26 protein-coding genes are annotated in these 24,263 nt (G+C 46.7%); 18 read left to right on the top strand and 8 right to left on the bottom strand.

What is annotated here, in order from left to right; translation table 11 throughout:
- The first annotated feature begins 20 nt into the window (after positions 1-20).
- Positions 21-1,178, top strand: coding sequence for a 2-trimethylaminoethylphosphonate dioxygenase (gene tmpA / locus NBZ79_RS11455; protein WP_251932564.1), 1,158 nt, complete (start codon positions 21-23; stop codon positions 1,176-1,178).
- Complete coding sequence (tmpB, locus tag NBZ79_RS11450; RefSeq protein WP_251932563.1) at positions 1,175-1,756, top strand: (R)-1-hydroxy-2-trimethylaminoethylphosphonate oxygenase; 582 nt, start codon at positions 1,175-1,177, stop codon at positions 1,754-1,756. Before tmpA ends, tmpB begins: the two co-directional genes overlap by 4 nt.
- A gap of 8 nt (positions 1,757-1,764) precedes the next feature.
- On the opposite strand, the gene NBZ79_RS11445 is transcribed toward tmpB, so the two are convergent.
- On the bottom strand, positions 1,765-2,637 hold the full coding sequence (locus tag NBZ79_RS11445) for a LysR substrate-binding domain-containing protein (RefSeq protein WP_251932562.1): 873 nt from the start codon (positions 2,635-2,637) through the stop codon (positions 1,765-1,767).
- Positions 2,638-2,772: 135 nt separating this feature from the next.
- On the opposite strand from NBZ79_RS11445, the gene NBZ79_RS11440 reads away from it, so the two are divergent.
- From NBZ79_RS11440 to NBZ79_RS11410, 7 genes are all read left to right on the top strand, one after another.
- The gene (locus NBZ79_RS11440; RefSeq protein WP_251932561.1) at positions 2,773-3,972 is read left to right on the top strand and encodes a 2-aminoethylphosphonate--pyruvate transaminase; all 1,200 of its coding nucleotides are present in this window, start codon (positions 2,773-2,775) and stop codon (positions 3,970-3,972) included.
- A gap of 26 nt (positions 3,973-3,998) precedes the next feature.
- Complete coding sequence (gene phnA, locus NBZ79_RS11435; protein WP_251932560.1) at positions 3,999-5,252, top strand: phosphonoacetate hydrolase; 1,254 nt, start codon at positions 3,999-4,001, stop codon at positions 5,250-5,252.
- Between the two features lie 24 nt (positions 5,253-5,276).
- On the top strand, positions 5,277-6,740 hold the full coding sequence (phnY, locus tag NBZ79_RS11430; protein WP_251932559.1) for a phosphonoacetaldehyde dehydrogenase: 1,464 nt from the start codon (positions 5,277-5,279) through the stop codon (positions 6,738-6,740).
- A 49-nt stretch (positions 6,741-6,789) separates the two neighbouring features.
- A complete protein-coding gene (locus tag NBZ79_RS11425; RefSeq protein WP_251932558.1) occupies positions 6,790-7,638 on the top strand; it encodes an EamA family transporter in 849 nt (282 codons plus the stop codon).
- Positions 7,639-7,792: 154 nt separating this feature from the next.
- Positions 7,793-8,812, top strand: a complete 1,020-nt coding sequence (locus NBZ79_RS11420; RefSeq protein ID WP_251932557.1) for a putative 2-aminoethylphosphonate ABC transporter substrate-binding protein — start codon at positions 7,793-7,795, stop codon at positions 8,810-8,812.
- Between the two features lie 103 nt (positions 8,813-8,915).
- Entirely contained in the window at positions 8,916-10,067 is a 1,152-nt protein-coding gene (locus tag NBZ79_RS11415; protein ID WP_251932556.1) for a putative 2-aminoethylphosphonate ABC transporter ATP-binding protein, read from the top strand.
- The gene (locus NBZ79_RS11410) at positions 10,067-12,082 is read left to right on the top strand and encodes a putative 2-aminoethylphosphonate ABC transporter permease subunit (protein WP_251932555.1); all 2,016 of its coding nucleotides are present in this window, start codon (positions 10,067-10,069) and stop codon (positions 12,080-12,082) included. Before NBZ79_RS11415 ends, NBZ79_RS11410 begins: the two co-directional genes overlap by 1 nt.
- A gap of 26 nt (positions 12,083-12,108) precedes the next feature.
- Here the strand turns inward: NBZ79_RS11410 and NBZ79_RS11405 are convergent, their stop codons facing one another.
- The 7 genes from NBZ79_RS11405 to NBZ79_RS11375 all read right to left on the bottom strand — a co-directional run bounded on the left by NBZ79_RS11405 (position 12,109) and on the right by NBZ79_RS11375 (position 15,215).
- Positions 12,109-12,501, bottom strand: a complete 393-nt coding sequence (locus NBZ79_RS11405; protein ID WP_251932554.1) for a flagellar basal body rod protein FlgC — start codon at positions 12,499-12,501, stop codon at positions 12,109-12,111.
- Positions 12,502-12,594: 93 nt separating this feature from the next.
- Complete coding sequence (locus NBZ79_RS11400) at positions 12,595-12,924, bottom strand: hypothetical protein (RefSeq protein WP_251932553.1); 330 nt, start codon at positions 12,922-12,924, stop codon at positions 12,595-12,597.
- Between the two features lie 12 nt (positions 12,925-12,936).
- Complete coding sequence (locus tag NBZ79_RS11395) at positions 12,937-13,464, bottom strand: EndoU domain-containing protein (protein ID WP_251932552.1); 528 nt, start codon at positions 13,462-13,464, stop codon at positions 12,937-12,939.
- The gene (gene fliP / locus NBZ79_RS11390; protein ID WP_251932551.1) at positions 13,451-14,221 is read right to left on the bottom strand and encodes a flagellar type III secretion system pore protein FliP; all 771 of its coding nucleotides are present in this window, start codon (positions 14,219-14,221) and stop codon (positions 13,451-13,453) included. Before fliP ends, NBZ79_RS11395 begins: the two co-directional genes overlap by 14 nt.
- Positions 14,222-14,229: 8 nt before the next feature.
- Positions 14,230-14,532 (bottom strand): flagellar biosynthetic protein FliO, encoded by a 303-nt coding sequence (locus NBZ79_RS11385; protein WP_251932550.1) that lies wholly within the window; start codon positions 14,530-14,532, stop codon positions 14,230-14,232.
- 79 nt (positions 14,533-14,611) lie between these two features.
- Complete coding sequence (locus NBZ79_RS11380; RefSeq protein ID WP_251932549.1) at positions 14,612-14,905, bottom strand: hypothetical protein; 294 nt, start codon at positions 14,903-14,905, stop codon at positions 14,612-14,614.
- On the bottom strand, positions 14,895-15,215 hold the full coding sequence (locus NBZ79_RS11375; RefSeq protein ID WP_251932548.1) for an EscU/YscU/HrcU family type III secretion system export apparatus switch protein: 321 nt from the start codon (positions 15,213-15,215) through the stop codon (positions 14,895-14,897). Before NBZ79_RS11375 ends, NBZ79_RS11380 begins: the two co-directional genes overlap by 11 nt.
- A 380-nt stretch (positions 15,216-15,595) precedes the next feature.
- Between NBZ79_RS11375 and NBZ79_RS11370 the strand changes: the two genes are divergently transcribed.
- The 9 genes from NBZ79_RS11370 to NBZ79_RS11330 all read left to right on the top strand — a co-directional run bounded on the left by NBZ79_RS11370 (position 15,596) and on the right by NBZ79_RS11330 (position 24,218).
- Positions 15,596-16,165 carry a DJ-1/PfpI family protein gene (locus tag NBZ79_RS11370; RefSeq protein ID WP_251932547.1) on the top strand — a complete coding sequence of 190 codons (570 nt, stop codon included), beginning with the start codon at positions 15,596-15,598 and terminating at the stop codon, positions 16,163-16,165.
- A 160-nt stretch (positions 16,166-16,325) separates the two neighbouring features.
- Complete coding sequence (flgB, locus tag NBZ79_RS11365; RefSeq protein ID WP_251932546.1) at positions 16,326-16,727, top strand: flagellar basal body rod protein FlgB; 402 nt, start codon at positions 16,326-16,328, stop codon at positions 16,725-16,727.
- A gap of 24 nt (positions 16,728-16,751) precedes the next feature.
- Positions 16,752-17,159 carry a flagellar basal body rod protein FlgC gene (flgC, locus tag NBZ79_RS11360; RefSeq protein WP_251932545.1) on the top strand — a complete coding sequence of 136 codons (408 nt, stop codon included), beginning with the start codon at positions 16,752-16,754 and terminating at the stop codon, positions 17,157-17,159.
- Between the two features lie 22 nt (positions 17,160-17,181).
- The gene (fliE, locus tag NBZ79_RS11355) at positions 17,182-17,511 is read left to right on the top strand and encodes a flagellar hook-basal body complex protein FliE (protein WP_251932544.1); all 330 of its coding nucleotides are present in this window, start codon (positions 17,182-17,184) and stop codon (positions 17,509-17,511) included.
- Between the two features lie 37 nt (positions 17,512-17,548).
- Positions 17,549-17,812, top strand: a complete 264-nt coding sequence (fliQ, locus tag NBZ79_RS11350; protein ID WP_251932543.1) for a flagellar biosynthesis protein FliQ — start codon at positions 17,549-17,551, stop codon at positions 17,810-17,812.
- 17 nt (positions 17,813-17,829) lie between these two features.
- Complete coding sequence (gene fliR / locus NBZ79_RS11345; protein ID WP_251932542.1) at positions 17,830-18,591, top strand: flagellar biosynthetic protein FliR; 762 nt, start codon at positions 17,830-17,832, stop codon at positions 18,589-18,591.
- A gap of 6 nt (positions 18,592-18,597) precedes the next feature.
- Entirely contained in the window at positions 18,598-19,674 is a 1,077-nt protein-coding gene (flhB, locus tag NBZ79_RS11340; RefSeq protein WP_251932541.1) for a flagellar biosynthesis protein FlhB, read from the top strand.
- 9 nt (positions 19,675-19,683) lie between these two features.
- Positions 19,684-22,188: a hybrid sensor histidine kinase/response regulator gene (locus NBZ79_RS11335; protein WP_251932540.1), complete on the top strand. Its 2,505-nt coding sequence runs from the start codon at positions 19,684-19,686 to the stop codon at positions 22,186-22,188.
- A 149-nt stretch (positions 22,189-22,337) separates the two neighbouring features.
- The gene (locus NBZ79_RS11330) at positions 22,338-24,218 is read left to right on the top strand and encodes a C1 family peptidase (protein WP_251932539.1); all 1,881 of its coding nucleotides are present in this window, start codon (positions 22,338-22,340) and stop codon (positions 24,216-24,218) included.
- Positions 24,219-24,263 lie beyond the last annotated feature (45 nt).

The following is a 24,263-nucleotide window of genomic DNA, read 5'->3' as shown; positions in this document are numbered from 1 at the left end:
GATCAAATAGGAGTCTGGTTATGACTAATTATTGTTCGGCGTCAGTGGAAGAACAAGGTTCTATTGTTGCATTGAGTTTTCCAGATGGAACACAAGATCGCTTTCATGCCATTTGGTTGCGGGATAATGCACCGGATCCTGCAACGCGATCGCAGCAGAATGGCCAGCGTTTGATTACTCTGATCGATATACCAGAAGATACACGTGTTTCGGCGATTGACTTGATCCTTCCGGATAGCCTTAATCTTACCTTTGAGCCGGAGAATAAAATCGTCACCTATAGCCTCGACTGGCTGTTGCAGCATTCATACGATAAATACGATGCGCCCTCAACAGGATGGCTAGATAGCAAGATCAAAACATGGGATGGCAGCATGTCCTCCAATGTTCCATCGGCCAGTTATAAATCTGTAATTCAGGATCAGAAGGCGCTTGGGCGCTGGCTTTCCCATATACGCCGGTATGGTTTCGCAAAAATGACCGGCTGTCCGATCGAGAGCGGTGCATTGGTTGACATTGCTGAATTGTTTGGATTTGTCCGAGAAACCAATTACGGGAAGTGGTTTGAAGTTCGTACAGAAGTGAATCCGACAAACCTTGCTTATACCGGCGCTGGCCTGCAGGCCCATACTGATAATCCCTATCGCGATCCGGTGCCGACAATGCAAATCCTCTATTGCCTTGAAAATTCTGCAGAAGGTGGAGATTCCATGGTGGTTGATGGCTTTCGAGCGGTTAGACGATTGCAAGAAGAATCTCCGAAGTCTTTCGATTTACTGGCACGTTATTGTGCTCGATATGAATATTCCGGAGAAGCGAACGTAAATTTAACTGCGAGGAAGCCGATGATCGATCTCCAGCCCGACGGAGAACTTATCGGGATCAGGTTCAATAATCGCTCAACAGCGCCAATCGTAGATGTACCATTTGACTTAATGTCTGACTATTACAAAGCGTACCGCCGTTTAAGTGCCATTGTTAGTGATCCTAGCATGGCCGTCCGTTTTAAATTGTCACCCGGCGAGTGCTTTATAGTCGATAATACCCGTGTATTACACTCCCGAAGCGCTTATTCCGGGGAAGGGAGCCGCTGGCTTCAAGGATGCTACCCGGATAAAGATGGAATGCTTTCAACACTGGCTGCGATGGAAAGCAGCATCATGGAGATAGAATTATGACGACACCTGATTTTTCAAAACTCGACAAGGACAATATTGTAGATTTTATTGCCGATATTTTTGCCCGGCGCGGGGCGGAAGAATATCTTGGAGAAGAGGTCAGTATATCTGAACATATGTATCAATCTGGTCATCTTGCCGAAGAAGCAGGCGCGCCAGAGGAAATTATCGTTGCGGCGCTCTTGCATGATATCGGGCATTTTACCAATGAATTTCCGGATAATGCTGCTGAGTTGGGCATAGATAGTCATCATGATCGTGCCGGTGCCGCAGTTGTTGCCAAGTTTTTCCCCAACATTGTAACAGATTGTATCCGTCATCATGTTTCGGCAAAGCGGTATTTATGTGCCGTGGATCCAGACTATTTTTCAACATTGTCGGACGCGTCGGTCCTTAGCCTCAAATTACAAGGCGGCCCCTTGACGGCTGAAGCTGCAGAGAAGTTTGCGCAAAATAAAGATATCGAGGCTATCGTCCAGGTTCGAAAATGGGATGACGAGGCGAAAGTGCCGGGTAAAAAGACAGAGTCATTCGCTTATTTTGCGCCGATGATCCAGCGGGTTGTTGACCGTCCTTAATCTGTCATTCAAGGAAGGTGGGTCAGCTCACTTGCCATTTTCATAAATGCACTGACCAGCTTGCTATTACTTCGATCCCGGAGGCAAATCAAGGCTTCCTCCATCAAGGGTTTACAGCCGGATATAGGAATTTTGAAAAGTCGCTCGTCGTAGCCGAATTCTGCTTCGGCGACGATACCTATACCTGCACCGCTGGCAACAATTTCCCGGATTGCTTCACGTCCTTCTGCCTCAATGGATGCTTTAAGTTCGATACCCGCATCTGCACCAATCTCTTCGAATTTTGAACGAGTTTTCGAGCCTTGTTCGCGAAGCACTAAAGGCTGTTCCGCCAGTTGCTTAATCGATACAGAGGCAGCGCCGTCCAGTGCATGACCTTTGGCCGCGAAGGCAATAATCGGAGTTGAAGACAGTTTCACGATATTGAATTCCCTGTTGGTTGGGACTTCACCAAGAATTCCGACATCGGCTTCATAACTAAAAAGTTTCGAGACGATTTCTTCGGAGTTTCCGGTTTTGACCGAAATGAAGACGCCGGGGTATTTTGCGCGAAACGGCCCCAATATAGGGTGGAGATGGTGGGCTGAATCGGCCATTACACGAAGTGTACCAGCTCCAAGAATGCGAGATTCGGAAAGAAGTTCGCTTGCCTGATGCTCGATTTCAAACATTCGATGTGTAATTTCTAATAGCTTTCGACCGAAATCAGTAACGGTGATTTGTTTTTTCCGGCGGTCGAATAACAAAACGTCATATTCTTCTTCCAATTTTCGAACCTGATCGGAAATTGCCGGTTGCGTTAAACAAAGAGCATCAGCGGCGCGTGAAAACCCGCCATGGATTGCAACATGGTGAAATGCTCGAAGTTGAACATAGCGCATTGGACTAGTAATCCTGTTTCATAACTACAATCGATACCATAATCTAAAATAACGATTTCACAAATAGTTTTCTTAAGCCTAAATTCCTCATCAAGTTTGGCACCCTCCGACAGTATATCAAGGGAATTGCATAAAATGACTGAGCAAACCGACATAACGCCTACACCTTTTCCGACGCCTGAATTGGGTGAACCCTATTTGCTAACACCTGGGCCCTTGACGACTTCTGCTGAGGTGAAAAGGGCCATGCTAAAAGACTGGGGGTCCTGGGACAGTGATTTTCGATCAATGACTGCGCAGATGTGTCGGCATCTTCTTGAAATTGCAAACGATAAAAATGGAGAATTTGAATGCGTTCCCATGCAGGGAAGTGGCACATTTTCTGTTGAAGCCATGCTCGGCTCTTTTTTGCCAAAGGACAGTAAGACCCTGGTTTTGATTAACGGTGCATATGGCAAGCGTGTGGCTGAAACCATAAGTTACTTAAACAGGGATTATATTGTCCTTGATAAAGGGGATTACATGCCTCCGCGCGGCGACGAAATTGAAGCCATTTTGCGGGAGGATCCAGCCATAAGCCACGTGATTGCCGTTCACTGTGAAACCAGTTCTGGAATTCTCAACCCAATTCAAGAAATATCCGATGTCGTCTATGCAGAAGGACGCAAGCTGCTCGTTGATTCTATGAGTGCCTTTGGGGCGCTGCCCCTGGACGTAAATAAGACGCGATACGAAGCGATGGTGTCGTCTGCTAATAAATGTATTGAAGGTGTCCCGGGGTTTGGCTTTGTCATCGCCAGAAAGTCAGAGCTGGAAAATGCTGAAGGTAGCAGTCACTCGTTAAGCTTGGACATACATCAACAATGGCGAAATTTTCAGAAAACCGGTCAATGGCGGTTTACGCCGCCAACGCATGTTGTCGCAGCATTTATGGAGGCGCTGAAAACTCATAAGCTGGAAGGCGGCGCACCGGGCCGGTTAGCACGTTATACTCAAAACCGCGATATCATGGTGGCGGGAATGCGGGAACTGGGTTTTGAAACCTTGCTGAAGGACCGCTGGCTTTCTCCCATTATTGTGACGTTCTTCAATCCATCCCATCCGAACTTTGAATTTACGAAATTCTATGATCTGATGAAGGCACGAGGATTTATTATTTACCCTGGAAAGCTAACAGTTGTTGATAGCTTCCGCGTGGGCTGTATTGGGCGTATGGATGAAAATGTCATGCGTCAGGTTGTTCTGGCAGCCAAGGAAACACTAGCTGAAATGAAAGTAGACAGTGCACTTCCGCCTGAGGCGGCTCTTATCGAACGTGCAAAACTGGCTGCCTAACTGAATATTTATTGGAGTTTATTAAAATGAGTGAAGCCCTTGCAAACGGGATCACCGTCAACGGTCGTTCCTATCCCATGCCTAAAACAACTGCGGTTGCAATTTGTTTGGATGGATGCGAACCAGCATATATTGAAAAAGCTATTGAAGCTGGCCTGATGCCGACAATGAAACGTATCAGGGATACGGGGACCATGCATCTGGCGCATAGTGTGGTTCCGAGCTTTACCAACCCTAACAATATGTCGATTGCAACGGGCCAGCCCCCGGCTGTCCATGGGATCTGTGGCAACTTTCTTCTTGATCCGGATACGAAAGAGGAAGTGATGATGAATGATCCGCGCTTCTTGCGGGTTCCGACAATTTTCAAAACTTATTATGACGCGGGATGTAAGGTCGCCATTGTTACGGCAAAAGATAAATTGCGGGCATTGCTGGGGCATGGCCTGAAGTTTGATGAAGGGCGGGCCCTTTGTTTTTCAACCGAGAAATCGGACACAACTACGTTAGCGGAGCATGGGATCGATAATGCCTCTGAGCAATTGGGGCTGCCGGTTCCAAGTGTTTATTCCGCTGAACTATCCGAGTATGTTTTTGCAGCTGGAGTCAAACTCCTGAAAAGCTTCAAGCCGGATATTATGTATCTGACGACAACGGATTATGTTCAGCATAAATCCGAGCCAGGTGCTGAGCAAGCCAATTCATTTTATGAAATGTTTGACCGGTATCTCACGGAGCTGGACGAATTGGGGGCTGCCATTATCATTACCGGTGATCACGGCATGAAGCCAAAGCATAAAGCGGACGGAACTCCGGATGTTATCTATCTGCAAGATCAAATGGACGAATGGTATGGTGAAGGTGCAGCACGTGTCATTCTGCCCATAACAGACCCTTATGTCGTCCATCATGGTGCGCTGGGATCTTTTGCAACTGCATATCTTACGGAAAAAGTAGCGGAATCTGAAGTTATAGAACGCCTTTCCGCGTTAGAGGGTGTTGAGGTTGTCTTAAACAATAAAGACGCCTGTAGCCGATTTGAACTGCCAGAAGATCGGGTAGGGGATGTGGTTATAATCTCCACGGAGAATAAGGTACTGGGGACCAATGCCAATCGCCATGATTTGACGGCTCTGGAAGTTCCGTTGCGGTCTCATGGTGGATTAACAGAGCAAACCGTACCGTTCATTGTAAACCGTGTTCTGCCGGATATGCCCAATGCACCGGAATTGCGGAATTTCGACGCTTATTTCTATGTTGCTAAGGCAGCTGCCCTTTAATGTACCTTTAGCGAGAATAAACCCATGTCAGAAACGAAAACAAAATTCACCCTGCGCCATGAAGCCATGCGCATTGGTGGGCAGAAAGTAACGACAGAAAAAGTCATTGAAGTGCGTTACCCCTATACCAATGAAGTTATTGGTACGGTGCCGGCAGGGACTGCGGAGCATGCCAGGCAGGCGTTTGACATTGCTGCAAGCTATAAGCCCAAGCTTTCCCGGTATGAGCGTCAGCAAATTCTGTTTAAGGCAGCAGAACTGATCCGCGATCGCAAGGAGCAAATTGCCGAAACATTGACTTTGGAATTGGGTATTTGCAAACAACACGCTTTGTATGAAGCCGGCCGTTCCTACGATGTGTTCACACTTGCCGGTCAGCTTGCCATTCTGGATGATGGACAGATTTTTTCTTGCGACCTGACGCCCCATGGCAAGGAACGAAAGATTTATACGAAACGTGAGCCGGTAAATGTCATTTCCGCAATTACACCTTTCAACCATCCACTGAATATGGTGGCTCACAAAATTGCACCGGCAATTGCCACAAATAATTGCGTTGTGTGCAAACCGACAGAATTAACACCCCTGACAGCAATTACCCTGGCTGATATTCTCTATGAAGCGGGTCTGCCTCCCGAAATGTTCCAGATCGTAACTGGATTACCTCAGGAAATCGGTGATGAGATGATCACGAATGATCATATTGATATCATCACATTTACCGGCGGTGTGCCGGTTGGCAAGATGATAGCCGATAAAGCCGGTTACAAACGGACAGCGCTGGAACTGGGGGGGAATGATCCGTTTATAGTTCTGGATGACTTAAGCGATGAGGATCTTGTTAAGGCTGCAGATATAGCCGTTGCAGGGGCGACCGGCAATTCCGGTCAAAGATGTACTGCAATCAAGCGGATACTGGTCCAGGAAAATGTTGCAGACAAGTTGGTTCCGCTGATTTTGGAGCGGGCCAAGAAGATTAAATTTGGCGACCCTCAGGATCCGGAAACACAACTCGGTTGCGTTGTCCATGAACAAGCTGCGGAAACGTTCGAGAACCGGGTATATGCCGCGGAAAAACAAGGCGCGAAAATTCTATATCATCCGGGCCGGAAGGGAGCGTTACTGCCGCCGATCGTTGTTGATCACGTTCCCCATGATAGTGAGCTCGTTTATGAAGAGACATTTGGCCCGGTCATTCCCATAGTGCGGGTTCCCAATGACGATATAGCGCTGATGAAAATTTCGAATTCGACACCTTTTGGATTATCCGCAGGTGTTTGTACAAATAACCTGGACCGGATTACCAGTTTTATAGATGGTCTTGATGTGGGCACGGTGAATGTTTGGGAACAACCGGGCTATCGTATCGAGATGTCTCCTTTTGGCGGTATCAAGGATTCAGGGAATGGTGTTAAAGAAGGTGTTCTGGAGGCAATGAAATTCTTTACGAACGTGAAGACTTATTCATTACCGTGGCCAGTTCGCTAGCGCCGTTTTACGGAAGTTTATGTCAATGTAGCCGACCGGAAGGGTTTTGATGGGGGAGCAAGCAGAAACAGCACTTTACCTGGTGCTTGGTGCTGCTTTCCTCCATGCCTTTTGGAATGCACTGATCAAGGGCTCAACCGATAGTACGCTGGTTCTAGGGTTGATTTCCCTTGCCCACGCAATTGTGGGTGCCGTGATGATATTTCTGTTTTTGCCTCCGATGGTGGAAAGTTGGCCATTTATCGCGGCATCTACATTTATTCATTTTTTCTATTATATATTCCTGCTCCGATCTTATCGGTTCGGCGATTTATCTCACGTTTATCCCATTTCCAGAGGGATAGCGCCGGTTTTAGTGACCCTTGGTGCTCAGATATTTGCGGGAGAAACCTTGCCGGTAATAGGATGGGTCGGCATAGGGTTAGTTTCCCTGGGCGTGGTCATGCCGTCTCTTAAATCTGGATTGGGCTCTGTTCATCCAAATGCTTTGATTTCCGCTCTGGCTACTGGCGTCTTTATTGCCAGTTACACCGTAATCGATGGAATGGGCGTACGGGCATCTTCAAGTCCCCTTGGCTATATTGGGTGGTTGTTTTTTCTAGAGATTATTGTCGCCGGATTTGTCTTCCACAGACGACGGTTTCAGCTACGGCTTAGATCTCGAACCATATGGTCTGTCGGCCTTGTCGGTGGGCTTGCATCTGCGGGGGCGTACGGTCTGGCAATCTATGCAAAATCAATCGCTCCCTTAGGAGCGGTGTCTGCCGTACGAGAGTCGAGTGTCGTTATTGCCGCTTTGATTGGTATTATCTGGTTTCAGGAGCGCCCCTGGAAGATACGTATAATTTCGGCAGTAATCGTCGCTTCTGGTATATTAGTTTTATCCAAGGTTATATAATCTCATGTTATGTATTTATAAGTATAATAGATTTCGTCTATCCGTCATATAAGTGCAATATAAATACTAGAGGTTTGAGTTCTCATTTAACGATTGAGATGATACCTTTAATAATGAAGGATAAAATATCCTTTAGACAGGGAGAAACTAAAAAATGGCGATTACATCAAAACTGGTTTTGGCAGCGGCTACCGGCCTCTACATGACTTCCACAGCAATGGCTGTAGATCTAACGGTTTATACTGCAGTTGAAGCTGAAGATCTCAAACGATATGCGGATGCTTTTAACAAGGTACATCCGGACATTAAAATTAACTGGGTTCGCGATTCTACGGGAATTATCACCGCAAAGCTGTTGGCGGAGAAAAACAATCCACAAGCTGACGTGGTGTGGGGCCTGGCGGCGACGTCTTTGCTCCTCATGAAGGCAGAAGGCATGCTCGAAGCATATGCACCTGTTGGAGTTGACAAGCTTGATCCGAAATTTGTTGATAACAGTACCCCACCCGCATGGACAGGCATGGATGCCTGGGTTGCTGCTGTTTGTTACAATACAGTTGAATCTGGTAAGCTTGGCCTAACGCCTCCAAAAACCTGGAAAGATCTAACCAAGGCCGAATATAAAGGTCATGTGATCATGCCAAACCCGAACTCTTCCGGAACCGGCTTCCTGGATGTTTCCAGCTGGTTGCAGATGTTTGGTGAAAAGGGCGGCTGGGAATATATGGATGGCTTGCATAAAAATATTGCGCGCTACACCCATTCCGGCTCCAAGCCATGTAAGTTAGCGGCGGCCGGTGAAATTCCTATTGGTATTTCTTTTGCCTTCCGCGGCGCCAAGTCGAAAGCTTCCGGAGCCCCGCTTGAAATTATTGTGCCAGAAGAAGGTGTCGGTTGGGATATGGAAGCGACAGCCATTATGGCTGGAACCGATAAGCTGGACGCAGCTAAAAAGCTTGTCGATTGGTCTATCACCAAAGATGCGAATATGCTCTATAACTCCGGTTATGCGGTTGTTGCATATCCAGGTGTTGCGAAACCGGTCAAGTTTTTCCCGGATAATCTCACGGATAAAATGATTGATAACGATTTCGAATTTGCGGCGAATAACCGCAAGGCTATCCTCGCCGAATGGCAGAAGCGCTACGATTCAAAATCTGAACCTAAGAGCTAATCTGGCCTTAGAAAATATTGGAAGGCATCGCTTGTGCGGTGCCTTCTTTTTTAACAATCGAATTTTTCGGAAGTGAGAGGATGCGGGACCAATGGGGACGCAGATGAGCAACGCTTTACCTGATCATGAGGGAACCTATCTTAAAATTTCCGGCCTGTGGAAAGCGTTTGGAGAGTTCTTAGCCTTAAAAGATATTTCACTGACGATTGAAGAAGGTGAATTTGTTTGCTTCTTGGGCCCGTCAGGCTGCGGGAAAACCACGCTATTGCGAGCGATTGCAGGGTTGGATTTGCAGACAAAGGGAGAAATTGTTCAGGCTGGACAAGATATCTCCATTTTACCGCCAGCTGAAAGGGATTTTGGTATTGTTTTCCAATCCTATGCGCTTTTTCCCAATCTAACTATTGAGAAAAATATTGCATTTGGATTAGAGAATTCAGGCTTAGCAAAGTCGGCTATTACGGCCCGTGTCGCTGAACTGCTGGAATTGGTGGGGCTGCCGGATCAGGGAAAAAAATATCCTGCACAGCTTTCCGGGGGACAACAACAACGAATAGCTTTGGCGAGAGCCATTGCCATGTCTCCGGGCCTGTTGCTTCTCGACGAGCCCTTGTCAGCCCTTGATGCCAAGGTGCGGGTACATCTAAGGCATGAGGTAAAGGATTTGCAGCGCAAGCTCGGTATTACAACCGTTATGGTGACCCATGACCAGGAAGAAGCCTTGTCAATGGCCGACCGGATTGTGGTGATGAACCATGGTGTAATCGAGCAAATTGGAACGCCCACCGACATATACCGGGAACCTGAAACACTTTTTGTGGCTGATTTTATCGGCGAGATGAATCAAATTCCGGCCGTAACACATTCGATGACGGAAGCAGGCCCCAGGTCTGTCAATATTGGGGAGTTGACAGTTCGATGTTCGGATCATGGTTTCGCAGCAGGTCAATCAGTAATCGCCGCTGTTCGGCCAGAGGATATTATCCCTCATGGCCCAGGTGCCCGATCAGAAGGAGCTCCTGATATGATTGCAGAGCCGGACAATGCCTTCAATGTTCAGATAAGTGAAATGGAGTTTTTAGGCTCTTTTTGGCGAACTAGATTGACGGGCAGCAATTTAGGCGGAGCGGAGCTGATTGCGGATTTTTCCATTAATGCTGTTCGAAGAATGGATATAGCTGAAGGGAATGACCTTGTCATAGAAATTCCCAGTAAGCGGTTGAAAATATTTGAAAATCCTGTGGATGCTGAATAATGTCTTTAGTAGCTTCGGCCAAACTACCTTCTGGAAAACCATTATCCGCTAAGCTCGGGCGCGATGACGTTTTAATGCGTGGTTTCATACTAGTTATCGCACTATATTTGATTATTACATTAGCATTTCCTCTCTATGCAATGTTATCAAAGGCTTTCTCGACATTTCAATTTGATTTGACGCAAATAGAAATCCAAGTCAGCAACGAAAACGGCGATTTTGATGGGCCGGTTTTATCTGCGGCAGAGCTGAACCAGAAGCTTGGGGCAATACCGTCGGATGAGATGGCGACCAGTTCAGATGGTCGGTTGTCGTTAGTACCCTTATTTCCTGATTTCAGTTTTCGTAGCCCGGTTCTTTACAAAGTAAGAGGGACTTCTGACGACGCCGTTTTCCTGATTGGATCGGAACGAAAAGTAGGCACGGATTGGCAGGAGGTTGATTCAAACACCTTCAGAAAGGTGGTTCTAAGGCCGGTTAAAGATGTCGGCATAAGCAACTTTCTGACATATTTTTCAACTCCGTCGCTGTTCCGGTCTATCCAAAATTCTCTGTTTATTTCGATCGTCAGTACGGTCATTACCGTTAGTTTGGCCTTTGCTTTTGCCTATTGCTTAAGCCGTAGCTGCATGAAGTATAAAGGTGCCTTCAAGCTTGTTGCGATGGCGCCAATTCTTGTACCATCCCTGTTACCTGGTATCGCCCTTGTTTATTTGTTTGGTAATCAGGGCATGTTGAAGTCGGTGATGATGGGGGAATCCATTTATGGACCTTACGGCATTGTCCTTGGGTCCGTTTTTTTCACATTTCCCCATGCAATGATTATTATTACAACGGCTTTGGCCATTTCCGATGCGAGGCTTTATGAAGCGGCTGTCTCGCTTCGGGCGAGCGCTTGGAAAACTTTTTGGACGGTTACAATTCCTGGGGCCCGGTATGGACTGATCTCGGCAGCTTTCGTCGTCTTTAACCTTGTCATTACGGATTTTGGCCTGCCGAAAGTTATTGGCGGTCAATATAATATGCTGGCGGTTGATATTTATAAGCAGGTTATCGGTCAACAAAATTTTGAGATGGGGGCTGTTGTTTCTGTCGTTCTCTTGATGCCAGCTTTTCTGGCTTTTTTCGTCGATCGGCAGGTGCAGAAGAAGCAGGTGGCGCTACTATCCGCACGATCAGTGGTTTATGAGCCGAAACCGGACAAACGGTTTGACTGGGGCTGTTTTACTTACTGTTCCCTGATTGCTCTGTTCATTTTGGCAATTTTAGGTGTTTGCCAATATGCAGCATTGATTAAATTCTGGCCATACGATCTTTCCTTAAGCCTGAAAAATTATAATTTTGATCTGACCGATGGCGGCGGTTGGGAAGCGTATAGTAATTCTATAAAGCTCGGCCTGCTGACCGCTTTTTTTGGCACCATCGTTGTCTTTACAGGTGCCTATATGGTGGATAAGACACGCGGTTTTGCCACTGGGCGCGGACTGTTTCAGTTTCTTGCCATGCTTCCAATGGCCATCCCGGGCATGGTTCTAGGGCTTGCTTATATTTTCTTTTTCAATAATCCGGATAATCCGCTTAACGCGATATACGGTACCATGACAATATTGGTTATCGTTACTGTCACTCATTTCTATACGGTTTCGCATCTGACTGCAGTGACGGCTCTCAAGCAAATGGATGGGGAGTTTGAATCTGTTGCGTCCTCTTTGAAACAGCCCTTTTATAAACTGTTTGCCCGCGTGACTGTACCGGTTTGCTTACCGGCGATATTAGATATTGCAATTTACCTGTTCGTCAATGCGATGACGACGGTATCGGCCGTCGTGTTTCTGTATTCATCGGATACAACACTCGCGTCTGTCGCAGTTCTGAATATGGATGATGCGGGAGATATCGCGCCAGCTGCAGCAATGGGGATGATGATATTCTACACCAATGCCTTCGCCCGGATTGTGCATCTGGTGCTGTCTAAAGGAATATTGAAACGAACGCAGGCTTGGCGAACGCGTTAGCTGTGTAATTGTAACTTGGAAAACGGCTAGGTTTTTATGTCAAGAACGGCTTGTTGCATGTCGTCCCAGATCTCAAACATTTTGAGGTTCGCCTTGTAACTATGCATCGCTAGATTCTGTGTCACAAATTCCTCGGCAAGATCGACATTCGGTATTTCAATCAGCCCTTCTTCATTGGCGAGAGGATTTTGCGGGGCGTAGGCTATCACAGTTGCAGGATTGCGCTCACGGATCGTCACAGTCGGATCGCCATTGGGGCCGCTTGTTTGAATGGCCTCAACTGCATCATATGATTTGCCAGTACCATCAGCGCCTGGCGTACCAACCGTGCCGTAGTTGGCGACATTGCGTGCGGAGGCTTCTACAGTTTTTGACGCTGCATGTAGTCCGCTTAAAGCAGATCCGGCAATTGACAACATAGGCATCTCCTATCGCTAAAAATTTAAATAAACTTTATACGAATATATGATTTCTAATATACATCTTTTAGAGGTATAAATATTAACAATCCGTTAAGATGCCTTGTGGGAGGAGAGTATCTTTTCCCACTCAGCGAGGAAAAATGTAAAATCGGAAATCGGGCCCATAACCCATGTATTCGATGTGTCGTATAAGGGTGTTACTTTATATACAGACTTGCTAAGGCTGAGATTGTGGGCGTTGCCGTTAATTTCAAATATGTCATTTGTGAGTTTATCGATTGATTGATAAAGGAAATGAATGAACGCTGTATCTCCTTGAATATCAGATTCAAAAAAATCTACTAAAATGCTGTTTTTGGGGGTGATTTCACATTTTATCAAATTGGTTTCAGGTTCAATTTTTATTGAGATGTCTGGCATCGACTTAGTCCTCTAATCCGCAACATATAAAGGATAAGCCGTATTGATAGCCCCATCTTCATACCGGTATCCTTCAATGTAGAAACCATATCCTGATTTCCCGCGCCATTTTGCGCCTTGGCCCAATTCACTGCGGGATGCCGCTTTCAAAATGGCGCTGATAATTTCTTGGCCCGATAATCGTTTTGGAAACAGACTGGAGAATTTGTCTTTCCATTTATTTTCCTGAGTATCGAAAATCTCGACAATGGCTGTGGTAACTCCGGATCTGTTTGGGCCTGACAGTACTTCTTTGATCCGAGAACGGGGATAGCCTTTTTCCGGCGGCGGTACATGAAACCCCACAGGTTTGCCCCGCCGATTGATTTCACCTTCAAAAATATGGGTCACATTGATGGCAGGGTCGGTGCTAGACCAAATCGATCGAGAAGTGGCTGGGGCTGACGCGTCGAAAAGTGCCCAGAATACGACAAGGCAAAATAAACCAACCAGCAATAGAAGGAAGCCCAGGCTCTTTTTTGGCTGACTAGGTAGCGCCATTGACAAAACTCTCCACCAAGCTTTTAGCTACCAGATTCCAGCCATCGACCAGAACAAAGAAAATAAGCTTAAAGGGGAGGGAGATCATGACCGGCGGCAACATCATCATGCCCATGGACATCAAGATGGACGCCACGACCATATCAATAACGACAAAAGGAACAAACAGAAGAAAGCCAATTTCAAAGGCCCGTTTTAATTCGCTGATCATAAAGGCCGGGATCAATACCTTGAGTGGGACTTCTTCCGGTGTCGACACCTCTTCAGTCGCCCCTAAATCCATAAACAAAAGGATGTCTTTCTCCCGCGCATGCTTGAGCATAAATTCTTTAAAGGGTGTTGCGACGCGTTCGAAGGCCTGGGTTTCATCAATTTCCTCGTTCAACAACGGGACAATACCGCTCTCATAAGCACTTTCAAACGTAGGAGCCATAATGAAAGCTGTTAGGAACAAGGCGAGGGAAATAATAATAACATTCGGAGGCGTTGTCTGAACTCCGATGGCACTACGCAGCAGGGAAAGCACCACAATCAGCCGGGTAAAGGAAGTGGTGACGATCAGAATGGCTGGAGCCAGGCTTAAAACCGTCATCAAAACCACAAGCTGGACAATTCGCCCGGTCAACGGGCCTGCATCGTCACCAAGGTCAAGGGAGAGCGATTGAGCAAAAGTGTCAACTGGGAAAAAAAGAACAGATATCAAAATTATGGGTGTAAGAAAAAGAGCTTTTCCTGGAAACAAACGGCTAGTTAGCATTTTTTCAATCATGGGTCTTTTGCGTCCGTTTCGGCTTCAATATTTGCAGAAGGGATGTTTTGCTCAACAACCAGATCACGTTCCGGCCCAAGAAGCAATAAATGCTCTTGATCGTCGCGCCTGACCAGAACCAGCCGACGCTTTGCGTCAATAGACATGACATCGGAAACTGAAAGCCTTTTCGGGCTTCCGGGCTTTCTGTCCGCTTTAGGGACCATGCCGAATTTTCGGGCTGCCAATGTTACCAGGGCTATAAGCCCCAATACAATTAATAGTCCTACAAGGTATTTTAGATACTGTAACGGATCCATCTACTTGTTATTTACCTAAACGAATGCCCCCACGGATCAGCGGTTACACTACCCTAACTTCCCCGGCTCAATTTGAAAACTATTCTTTCGCTCTAGGGCCTTCAAGAACGTCAATATTGCGAGTAACGAGATCATGCTGGGTTTGAACATCGCGGGAGAGTTCATCTAAGGCCCCAATAACGTTGGTCAGGAGCAAAGATAATTCTGGTCTGTGTTCAGGCGCCGCAATCTGTACTCGGCGGTGGATATCCATCACCCTCTCTGGCAGTGTTGCGATATCGATCATGGATCCTTCCTGAGTTTGCAGGCGGTATCGGGAAATATCCGCCTGCAGTGCAGAAATTTCCAGCTTAACATTCGTATCATTCATCATCGGCAAAACTCAGATCCGGCACCATTTTATTCTGGCTTCGGTACAAATAGGACAATATTTCTGAAACCGCAGTAAATGCTTCTAATGGAATAGGGCAGTCGACTTCAATTTCTGACAAGATCTGAGCAAGGTCAGAATCTTCACGCACCTTTACACCATGATCGAAAGCCAATTGCAAGATCTGCTCTGCCACTGCTCCTTTTCCCGTTGCAGAAACTTTCGGAATATTAGAGCCAGTTCCCTCATAATTAATTGCGACAGCAATTGCATCCGTCGCGCCGGGTATGGGTTTTTGGTCTTTTGTGCTCATAGTGCGGGCCATTCTGAAGAAAGCTGAAATCCTGTTCTACCAGGTTATGGTTAAAATATATTTACCCTCGTTTAACAGTGAAAATTGACGGTGATCACAGCGCGATAAAAAGTTTCTAAAATCCTCTTGCATGTCCTTAAGGGAAAGATTATGTTGCCGCTCGCTGGATGATGTAATTCTTCCCATAGAATTTCTCCGGCGAATTGCAAATCGAGAATTGGAGTTTCGCTCCTCTTTGCACAGCTGCATTAGAATGTATGTCTTTAACGACACAAATGACCCATCTCACCAATGATGAGGTCGCCAGAGGTTGAGCGCTTGAGCGTTCAAGATGTCCTGAACTCGCGTTACGCGCTTGAGAGAAAGAAAAGGAAGATTATATGAGTGATATGGAAAATGTGTTGAATGGTAAAAAAATTGCCATTCTCGTTGCCAACGGCTTTGAAGAATCACACATGACCGGTTTACATAAAAACCTGGTCGCAACCGGCGCGGAAGTCAAAATTGTCTCTCCGGAAAAAGGTGTAGTGAACAGCTGGCATGGTAATGGTTGGGGACATTTCTTTCCAGCAAATGCGCATCTTTCTACATCCATGTCCCACCACTATGACGCCGTCGTTATTCCGGGTGGATCACGTCATGTTGCCCGATTGATCGCAAATCCTCAAACGGCTCGTTTCATGCGTGGATTTATGGAAGATAACAAACCTGTTGCATTGCTGGACGATGCACCGAAAATTCTTGCTGATGCAGAGTTGTTGGAAGATCGCTCCGTAATTGTAATAGAGGACGCTCAGGAAGCAGTGACCGAGAGTGGTGCCACTGTCGTTGAGGCGACGCTGCATGTGGATGATATGCTGGTTTCAGCGAAGGAAGTCATCGAGCCAATGATCGAAAAATTTGCAGATTGCATAGTGAAATATGAACCGGAAGCCTGGGAAGCGGCCTGACGCTTATACGCACATCAATCAAAGATAAAGAAAACGCTGCCAAATATGGTGGCGTTTTTTTATGTCTGATTGACTTTCGCTTTCGTATTTTTACGGAATATTAACGATCATTGAATAGCCTACGTTCAGGAAAAACCGCATTGATAAAGTGATCTACATCATGAATTTGGAAAAAATTCCTCTATTCGCGGCCTTAACGGAACGCATGAAGTGGCTGACAGCACGGCAAAAAGTGTTGTCGCAGAATGTCGCCAATGCGGATACGCCAAACTACCGCGCCAAAGATCTAAAGCCTCTTGAATTCAAAGAGATGATTGCGAAGCCTGAGGAACAACGCTTTCGCATTAATCGGACTAATGGTTCGCATATTCATGTGAGGGAAAGCATTAATTATGAAACGCGTGTGAACAAGGATGTTAGCGAAGTTACACCAACCGGAAATGCCGTCATTCTTGAAGAAGAAATGATGAAAGTTGCAGAAACACAAATTCAGTACGAGCTTACAACCACATTGTACAAGAAAAATTTAGGGATGTTGAAAACAGCCCTTGGCCGTCGATAGAGGCCGAAGAGAGGATAAAACGTCATGGATTTACTCAAGACAATGTCAGTTTCCGCCTCGGGCATGCACGCTCAGGGCAAGCGCATGCAGATTATATCGGAAAACCTGGCGAATAAGGATTCTGTTGGCAAAACCGCGAATGAGGACCCTTATCGCCGTAAAGTGCTTTCATTCAAGAATGTGCTGGATCGTGAGAATGGCGTGACGAAAGTCCAGGTCGGGCGGATCACAGAAGACAAATCAGAATTTGACTTGAAGTTCGAACCAAGTCATCCGGCGGCGAATGAGGATGGATATATCAAATTGCCCAATGTTAATTCGCTGGTTGAGATGATGGATATGAAAGAAACCCAACGCTCTTATCAGGCCAATCTGGGGGTTATCGATGCATCTAAAAAGATGATCATGCGGACCTTGGATATCCTTAAGTAAGAACTGAACGAAAGAAACGAGAATGGTGGATACAAGCGCGATATCAGCGACACAAGCCTATTCAAAGTCCATGGCAAATAGCGCCAGCGGAAAAAATTCCGGCACTGCCGTCGGAACCGATGAAGTTGTCAACGGACAAAGTTTTGCCGAAATGCTGTCAGATGCCAGTGGTGCGGCAATCGAAAATGGTGTGGCATCTGAACAGGTTAGCCTGGATGCGACGACGGGAACTGCCGGCTTAGCCGACATTGTGACGGCCGTCAGTAATGCAGAAGCGACCCTGGAAACTGTTGTTGCTGTCCGTGATCGCGTAATTCAGGCTTATCAAGACATCATTAAAATGCCAATCTAGGCTGTAAAGTAAAATACAGCACAAGGATTTAAGCAAAATGACTCCGACAGATGTCGTTGATGTGGCGCGTGAAGCGATTTGGGTTCTACTGGCGGTGGCTGCCCCCGTAATGCTCGTTGCGTTGTTAGTAGGTCTAGTTGTTGCGCTAATTCAGGCGTTGACGCAAATTCAGGAAATGACCCTGGCATTTGTTCCTAAAATCCTGGTTATGTTTTTATCGTTGATTGTTTTTATGCCTTTCATGATTTCAACAATGATTGGTTTCATGGAGCAAATAGCGCAACGGATTTCAGCCTTATGACACTTGGTGCTGTGTAAATGCTCGATGAGTTCCTCACCATAAATATCTTTGCGTTTCTTCTTGTTTTTACCCGCCTTGGGACAGCATTCATGGCCGCACCGGGATTTGGCGAAGGTTTTGTCAACCCGCGCGTCCGCCTCGCAATTGCCCTGGCAGTCAGTTTTTTAGTCGTGCAATTTGTTGCCGATAAAATTCCGTCCGAACCTGCATCGCCTGTTGAACTGCTTTTACTGCTAACCGGAGAGGTGCTGATTGGATTGATCATGGGGGGTGCACTCCGTATGGTCCTCAGTAGTCTTCATGTGGCTGGGACAATCATTGCGCAACAATCCGGCCTGGCGGCTGCACAATTCTTTGACCCAGGACAAATGACGCAAGGCGCCATCACGAGTACGTTTCTGACCATGTTGGCTCTGACCATGATTTTTGTAACGGATTTGCACTATCTGTTTTTGCAGGGAACATTTGCCAGTTATACAATTTTCCCGGTGGGTGAATTGCCGCCTCTCGGTGATTTGAGTATGCTGGTTTCGAATTTCGTGCAGGGATCCTTTAAACTGGGATTTCAGATCGCGTCCCCGTTCCTGGTGTTCGGTTTGACATTTTACATTGGCGTTGGGCTCATCAACAGATTGATGCCGCAGGTCCAGGTTTTTTTCGTCGCCATGCCGTTGCAGATTGTCCTTTCATTTGCGATTTTATCGATTACCATTGGCGCCGGAATGATGTGGTTCCTGAACTACTACGAACAAGCGTTGATCCGCTTTCTGGGGGCTTAGGGAAACATGGCAGACGACAAGGATGATGCCCAAAAAACTGAGGAGCCGACCGCCAAGAAACTGGAGGATGCCTTTAAGAAAGGGCAGGTGCCAAAATCTCAGGAGGTTGGCCATTGGTTTATGACCATCGGGATAACAATTGTTGTCATGATCTTCATTGCCGGGCTGGGCAACTCACTAACATTTGATTTGCTGAAATTTGTCGAGCAACCTCACGCCATCCCAATGGACAGATACCATCTGGGAACCCTTTTCGGGGATCTTGGCTGGGCGGTTGTGGTGGTGGTTGCCCCGGCCATCGGTGTGTTGATGCTGGCCGGATTTTTGGGAAATGTCGTCCAACATAAACCGGTTTTTTCCGCCGAGCGGATTAAACCTAAGCTTGAAAAACTTTCCCTGTTAAAAGGCATGAAGCGTTTGTTTTCGCTGAAGTCTGTGATGGAGTTTCTGAAAGGAATTTTGAAAATCTCTTTGGTTGGTGGCATTGCCTTCCTTTTCGTTTCACCAAGAATGGAAGAACTGCCGGTTATCGTGTCATATGATATACCGCAAGTTCTGGAACTGATACAGGACCAATCCCTCCTGTTGCTGGCGGGCGTTGTCGCCGTAATGAGTGTGGTTGCGGGCTTGGATTTTATGTATCAGAGGTTCAATCATCATAAAGAACTGCGGATGACCAAACAGGAGATAAAGGACGAGCATAAGCAGACGGAAGGCGATCCGATGATTAAGTCGAGGTTGCGGGCCATTCGCATGGAACGATCCCGTCAGCGAATGATGCAAGCCGTTCCGACAGCTGATGTCGTTATCACCAACCCAACTCATTTTGCGGTAGCGCTTAAATATAGCCCCGATGATGAAAGAGCCCCTATCGTGGTGGCTAAGGGCTTGGATAATATTGCCTTCAGAATTCGTGATATCGCAAATGAGAACGAAATACCTATTGTCGAGAACCCGCCGTTAGCCCGAGCTTTGCACAAAGCCTGCGATCTTGATGAAGAAATACCTTATGAGCATTTTAAGGCCGTCGCCGAAATTATTGGATATGTAATGCGTCTCAACAAACAAAAATACACGAAATAGGTCTGTGGAATGGTGGACAGAAAAACCAGGCAACCAAGAAACCGTCGATTTTCAGTTGGCTTAGACGCTCGGCAACTGGCTGCGGCGTTTTTTCTGGTTGCTGCTCTGATCGTCGTCTCTGCTTTATTGGGGCAAGAGCTTGGACCACTCAATATTATAATTCTGAGCGCCATGGTAGTTGTCGCGATGGGGTTGGGTCTTTGGTATTTGATTTTTCACGGATTGCGACGGGCGGCAAGCGGAAATCTGGAACTGCTTCTTGAAGTAATTTCTACCAGTCCAGAAGGTCGGCTCATCACAACAAAAGATGGATTGTTCGTCGCATCGAACCGCGCTTATCTGAAACTTCTCGGTTTGCCTGCTCGCGGATCGCGGAAAACATTGAATGATGTTTTGTCGGATGATCCGGAAGCCATTCGACAGATTGGCCAAATTCTTAAAGCAGCAGTGTATGATAGGTCGTCCGGATTGCGAACCGATATTCAAATGAAAGGCGGTCGATGGCTTTCGATCTTGGCCCACTCCATTGAGGCAATACCGGAAAATATAATCTGGTATGTGACTGAAACTACGCGCCAGCATCGTCAAGAAGAAGACGAACGCATTGAAAGGGAAAAACTCTCCGAATATTTCAATAATGCGCCGGTTGGATTCTATTCACTCGATGCTGAGGGTAAAATATTATTCGTCAATCGGATTTTTGCGGAATGGCTTGGGTATCATCAGGACGAACTGGCAAATGACGTCATGAATTTTTCCGATCTCATTGTTCAGAATAGTGATGGCCAGTTGACTTTTATGGAGGATTTGACCGAGGCCGGCCAACTTTTTGAGGGAGAAGTAGATCTGCTGCGGCGAGATAGCACAATACTGCCGGTTCACATAACACAGACGATTGTACGCGATGATGCCGGAAATATTCTTGGGTCAAGATCAGTTGTCCGAGAATTGTTGCAGGAGCAGGAATGGCGTGAACGGGTCGCCAGTGCGGAGCTTCATTTCCGGCGCTTCTTTGAGGCTGCGCCCATTGGTATTGTATTGCTGGATATTGAGGGAGTTGTCATCGAAGGAAATCCGGCGTTTCGAGTGTTGACGGAGACCGTCCTGAACAGTGCGGTCGGTAGCCATGTAACTGAGCTTGTGCAATTTGAGGACCAGCCACATCTGCAGCATAAGCTAGATGCAGCTTCCGTGAGTTCCAGTGCCTCGACGCCGATTGAGGTAAAACTCAAAGGGGGGGCGGAACGGGCTGCAAACCTGTATATAAGTGCCATTGCCAGCAGCGAGGAAAATGCGGGGCGGTTTCTTGTCCATGTCGTTGACACCTCAATTCAGAGAAATCTTGAAGTTCAGTTTGCGCAAAGCCAAAAAATGCAGGCTGTTGGACAGTTGGCGGGTGGTATCGCCCATGACTTTAATAATTTGTTGACGGCAATGATCGGGTTCTGTGATTTGTTAATGTTGAAGCATCAAGTAGGCGACCCTTCCTATTCCGACATTAATCAAATCAAGCAAAATGCTAACCGAGCCGCCGGGTTGGTTCGACAGCTCCTGGCTTTCTCTCGGCAGCAAACCCTGCGGCCGGAAGTGACGGACTTAACCGATGTATTGGCAGAGCTTTCCAATTTACTGCGGCGCTTGATTGGTGAGACTATTCAGCTCAAAATCACTCATGCGCGAGATCTATGGCTGGTGAAAGTTGACCGGGGTCAGTTTGAACAGGTTATTATCAATCTGGCCGTCAATGGCCGGGATGCCATGTCTGGTGACGGGAATTTAACTTTCGAGACGGAAAACCTGACGATCACAGAGCGGGGTAAAGAGCATCATGAACTCATACCACCTGGAGACTATATTCTTGTCAAGGTCGCGGACACAGGGACCGGAATCCCCGACGATGTGATCGAAAAAATATTCGAGCCCTTCTTTACGACAAAAAAAGTTGGTGAGGGAACCGGGCTGGGGCTGAGTACCGTTTACGGTATTATCAAGCAAACAGGCGGTTTCATATTTGCCGAGAATAATAAGGAAAAACCAGGGACAACCTTTCTTTTGTTCCTACCGCGTTATGTAGATACATCAGAAGCACTTAGCGGGGAAGACACGCAGCCACTGCAAGTTCATCGCGACCTTACCGGCACTGGAACTATTCTGCTGGTGGAGGATGAAGACCCTGTTCGTTTGTTTGCGGCACGTGCGCTTCAGAACAAAGGGTATGATGTCCTGCAGGCGGATTGCGGTGAAACTGCACTGGAAGTTGCTGCCGAGCATGATGGTGAGATTGATTTGTTGATAACGGATGTCGTTATGCCAAACATGGATGGTCCGACACTCGTCAAAAATGTTCTGGCGAAGGAGCCAGATATGAAAGTCATCTTTGTTTCCGGATATGCGGAAGACGCGTTCCGCAAAGATCTTGACTATGATGTCAGTAAGATAGATTTTCTGCCGAAGCCGTTCTCGCTGAAGGAAATTGCCAATAAGGTCAAGGAAGTGATGTCGAGAGACCAGTAATATTTTACCTGCTTTACCGCTGATTGGCGAATTTTCGGTATTCATACTGAATTACATTTTATCCAGCTCAAAATACTCGTATTGGTGTTTTATTCTTCACGGCGCGCCGGTCCATGATATAAAGATAATATATCATGGAGGATATGCTCATGGCCAAGTTGAAAATCACCAATATTGTCACCGTAGCGGGTAAAGAGCGCGTCTTGAATGTGCGTCGGGATATGCCGGATATAAGGGACCGAATATATGAGCCTGCATTGGTCCAACTTGCGGCTGAAGTTGACAATCGACATTTTGGCAATGTTGTCGATCAGAAAACAGAGGGGTCTTGTACGGGGCATGGGCTTGCCGCCGTCATAGACATTTTATATGCGCAAGATGGGCAGGAGAGTTTTAAAAGCAGTCGGCGCATGCTGTATGAAATGGCAAAGCGGCACGATAAATGGCCAGGTGAAGATTATGAGGGATCAAGCTGTCGCGGTGCCATACGCGGCTGGAAGAATATGGGGGTCTGCTCGGAAGCGGACTGGCCTTATATAGTTCACAAACCTGACGATTTGACAGTTAAACGCGGGAAGGCGGCAAGACATAATACTTTGGGAGCCTATTACCGGATTCGCCCGGAAATCGCGGACTATCATGCTGCAATAAATGAAGCTGGGGCAATATTCGTATCTGCCCGGGTTCATGATGGTTGGATCGGTCTAAAGGGCAGTCGCAGCAAACTTGCGGAAATAGAAATGAGCGGGGAAGTCCGGGGGGGGCATGCATTTGCAATTGTTGGTTACAATGCCACTGGGTTCATAGTCCAAAATTCATGGGGGAAGAGTTGGGGGTCTTCTGGATTTGCAGTATGGCCATATCTCGACTGGATAGAAAATATCAGCGATGGCTGGGTGTTTCGAAGGGCATTGCCAACGCCCCAAATTTTCGGCCGCCGGGCGAAATCCGCTTTCGTAAGTGAAGCAGAAGCTCAAAAACTTGCGCCGCGACGGAACGATATATTGGGCCATTTCGTTCATTTTGATAACGGTAAATATGAAGAAACAGGCACTTATTGGAGTAATGCGAAATATGTCGAGGAAACGGCTGAATTTTTGGCGAAACGTGTAAAAGATGAAGATGGCGGCTATAAGCATTTATTGATTTATGCTCATGGCGGCCTGAATGATCCAAAGGCGTCGGCAAACCGCGTTGCGGGGCTGAAAGAAGGATTTAAGCGCAACGGCATTTATCCGTTTCATATCATGTATGATACCGGCCTTGTGAAGGAGGTTACAGACGCCGTTAAACGGGCCTTTGGTGCAAGCGATGATAAATCCAAAGGATTTGTCGACTGGATTTCGGACCAGATTACCGACGTGACCGATAATCTCATTGAGGATTTGGTTAGATCTCCCGTAACGCCAGTATGGGATGAAATGAAACGAGATGCGCGATTACCATTTGAAAATGGCGATGGTATCCACACAATCAGCAGCTTTGCCACGGCTTTAAAGGATACGGGAGTACAAATTCACCTAGCAGGACATAGTACTGGCGCTGTCCTGCTGGGGCATTTTCTATCGGCGCTGGATCGTCTTGAGCAACCCGATATTGTTAAAAGCTGTTCTCTGATGGCGCCCGCCTGCACTGTAGATTTTTATAACGAGAAATATAAGCCACGGTTGGGGAACGCAAATGCGATGTTAACACGACTTCCCAAACTGAATATTTATAATCTGGATGAAGACCTCGAGTTAGATGACAACGTTGTTTATGCTTATCGCAAATCGCTTTTGTATTTGGTTTCCAGAGCATTGGAGCGTGTCCCGGAAAAGAGAATACTGGGCATGAAAGCATATTCCATACGATTGAAAGCCAAAGGGTTGTCGTTCTATTACTCCGAAGAGGGAAAAACAAAGACAACAAACAGTACCAGTCATGGAGGTTTCGATAACGATCCCAGTACCATGAATCATATCATGAAATCCATTCTTGGAAAATCTCCTGAAAAGCCGTTTACGGTGGAAGAGATGCAAGGATATTAGGATTGATGTGGTCGGGGAGCAATTATTGAAGTACGGAAATAGATT

Source organism: Sneathiella marina (genome assembly GCF_023746535.1).
Classification (GTDB): Bacteria; Pseudomonadota; Alphaproteobacteria; order Sneathiellales; family Sneathiellaceae; genus Sneathiella; species Sneathiella marina.
The sequence above is the reverse complement of the archived record's forward strand: the minus strand, read 5'-3'. Positions and strand labels throughout refer to the sequence as shown.

Excerpts from the sequence above, each read along its gene's own strand:
- tmpA (WP_251932564.1), top strand. The coding sequence starts at position 21 with ATGACTAATTATTGTTCGGCGTCAGTGGAAGAACAAGGTTCTATTGTT.
- tmpB (WP_251932563.1), top strand. The coding sequence starts at position 1,175 with ATGACGACACCTGATTTTTCAAAACTCGACAAGGACAATATTGTAGAT.
- NBZ79_RS11445 (WP_251932562.1), bottom strand. The coding sequence starts at position 2,637 with ATGCGCTATGTTCAACTTCGAGCATTTCACCATGTTGCAATCCATGGC.
- NBZ79_RS11440 (WP_251932561.1), top strand. The coding sequence starts at position 2,773 with ATGACTGAGCAAACCGACATAACGCCTACACCTTTTCCGACGCCTGAA.
- phnA (WP_251932560.1), top strand. The coding sequence starts at position 3,999 with ATGAGTGAAGCCCTTGCAAACGGGATCACCGTCAACGGTCGTTCCTAT.
- phnY (WP_251932559.1), top strand. The coding sequence starts at position 5,277 with ATGTCAGAAACGAAAACAAAATTCACCCTGCGCCATGAAGCCATGCGC.
- NBZ79_RS11425 (WP_251932558.1), top strand. The coding sequence starts at position 6,790 with ATGGGGGAGCAAGCAGAAACAGCACTTTACCTGGTGCTTGGTGCTGCT.
- NBZ79_RS11420 (WP_251932557.1), top strand. The coding sequence starts at position 7,793 with ATGGCGATTACATCAAAACTGGTTTTGGCAGCGGCTACCGGCCTCTAC.
- NBZ79_RS11415 (WP_251932556.1), top strand. The coding sequence starts at position 8,916 with ATGAGCAACGCTTTACCTGATCATGAGGGAACCTATCTTAAAATTTCC.
- NBZ79_RS11410 (WP_251932555.1), top strand. The coding sequence starts at position 10,067 with ATGTCTTTAGTAGCTTCGGCCAAACTACCTTCTGGAAAACCATTATCC.
- NBZ79_RS11405 (WP_251932554.1), bottom strand. The coding sequence starts at position 12,501 with ATGTTGTCAATTGCCGGATCTGCTTTAAGCGGACTACATGCAGCGTCA.
- NBZ79_RS11400 (WP_251932553.1), bottom strand. The coding sequence starts at position 12,924 with ATGCCAGACATCTCAATAAAAATTGAACCTGAAACCAATTTGATAAAA.
- NBZ79_RS11395 (WP_251932552.1), bottom strand. The coding sequence starts at position 13,464 with ATGGCGCTACCTAGTCAGCCAAAAAAGAGCCTGGGCTTCCTTCTATTG.
- fliP (WP_251932551.1), bottom strand. The coding sequence starts at position 14,221 with ATGCTAACTAGCCGTTTGTTTCCAGGAAAAGCTCTTTTTCTTACACCC.
- NBZ79_RS11385 (WP_251932550.1), bottom strand. The coding sequence starts at position 14,532 with ATGGATCCGTTACAGTATCTAAAATACCTTGTAGGACTATTAATTGTA.
- NBZ79_RS11380 (WP_251932549.1), bottom strand. The coding sequence starts at position 14,905 with ATGATGAATGATACGAATGTTAAGCTGGAAATTTCTGCACTGCAGGCG.
- NBZ79_RS11375 (WP_251932548.1), bottom strand. The coding sequence starts at position 15,215 with ATGAGCACAAAAGACCAAAAACCCATACCCGGCGCGACGGATGCAATT.
- NBZ79_RS11370 (WP_251932547.1), top strand. The coding sequence starts at position 15,596 with ATGAGTGATATGGAAAATGTGTTGAATGGTAAAAAAATTGCCATTCTC.
- flgB (WP_251932546.1), top strand. The coding sequence starts at position 16,326 with ATGAATTTGGAAAAAATTCCTCTATTCGCGGCCTTAACGGAACGCATG.
- flgC (WP_251932545.1), top strand. The coding sequence starts at position 16,752 with ATGGATTTACTCAAGACAATGTCAGTTTCCGCCTCGGGCATGCACGCT.
- fliE (WP_251932544.1), top strand. The coding sequence starts at position 17,182 with ATGGTGGATACAAGCGCGATATCAGCGACACAAGCCTATTCAAAGTCC.
- fliQ (WP_251932543.1), top strand. The coding sequence starts at position 17,549 with ATGACTCCGACAGATGTCGTTGATGTGGCGCGTGAAGCGATTTGGGTT.
- fliR (WP_251932542.1), top strand. The coding sequence starts at position 17,830 with ATGCTCGATGAGTTCCTCACCATAAATATCTTTGCGTTTCTTCTTGTT.
- flhB (WP_251932541.1), top strand. The coding sequence starts at position 18,598 with ATGGCAGACGACAAGGATGATGCCCAAAAAACTGAGGAGCCGACCGCC.
- NBZ79_RS11335 (WP_251932540.1), top strand. The coding sequence starts at position 19,684 with ATGGTGGACAGAAAAACCAGGCAACCAAGAAACCGTCGATTTTCAGTT.
- NBZ79_RS11330 (WP_251932539.1), top strand. The coding sequence starts at position 22,338 with ATGGCCAAGTTGAAAATCACCAATATTGTCACCGTAGCGGGTAAAGAG.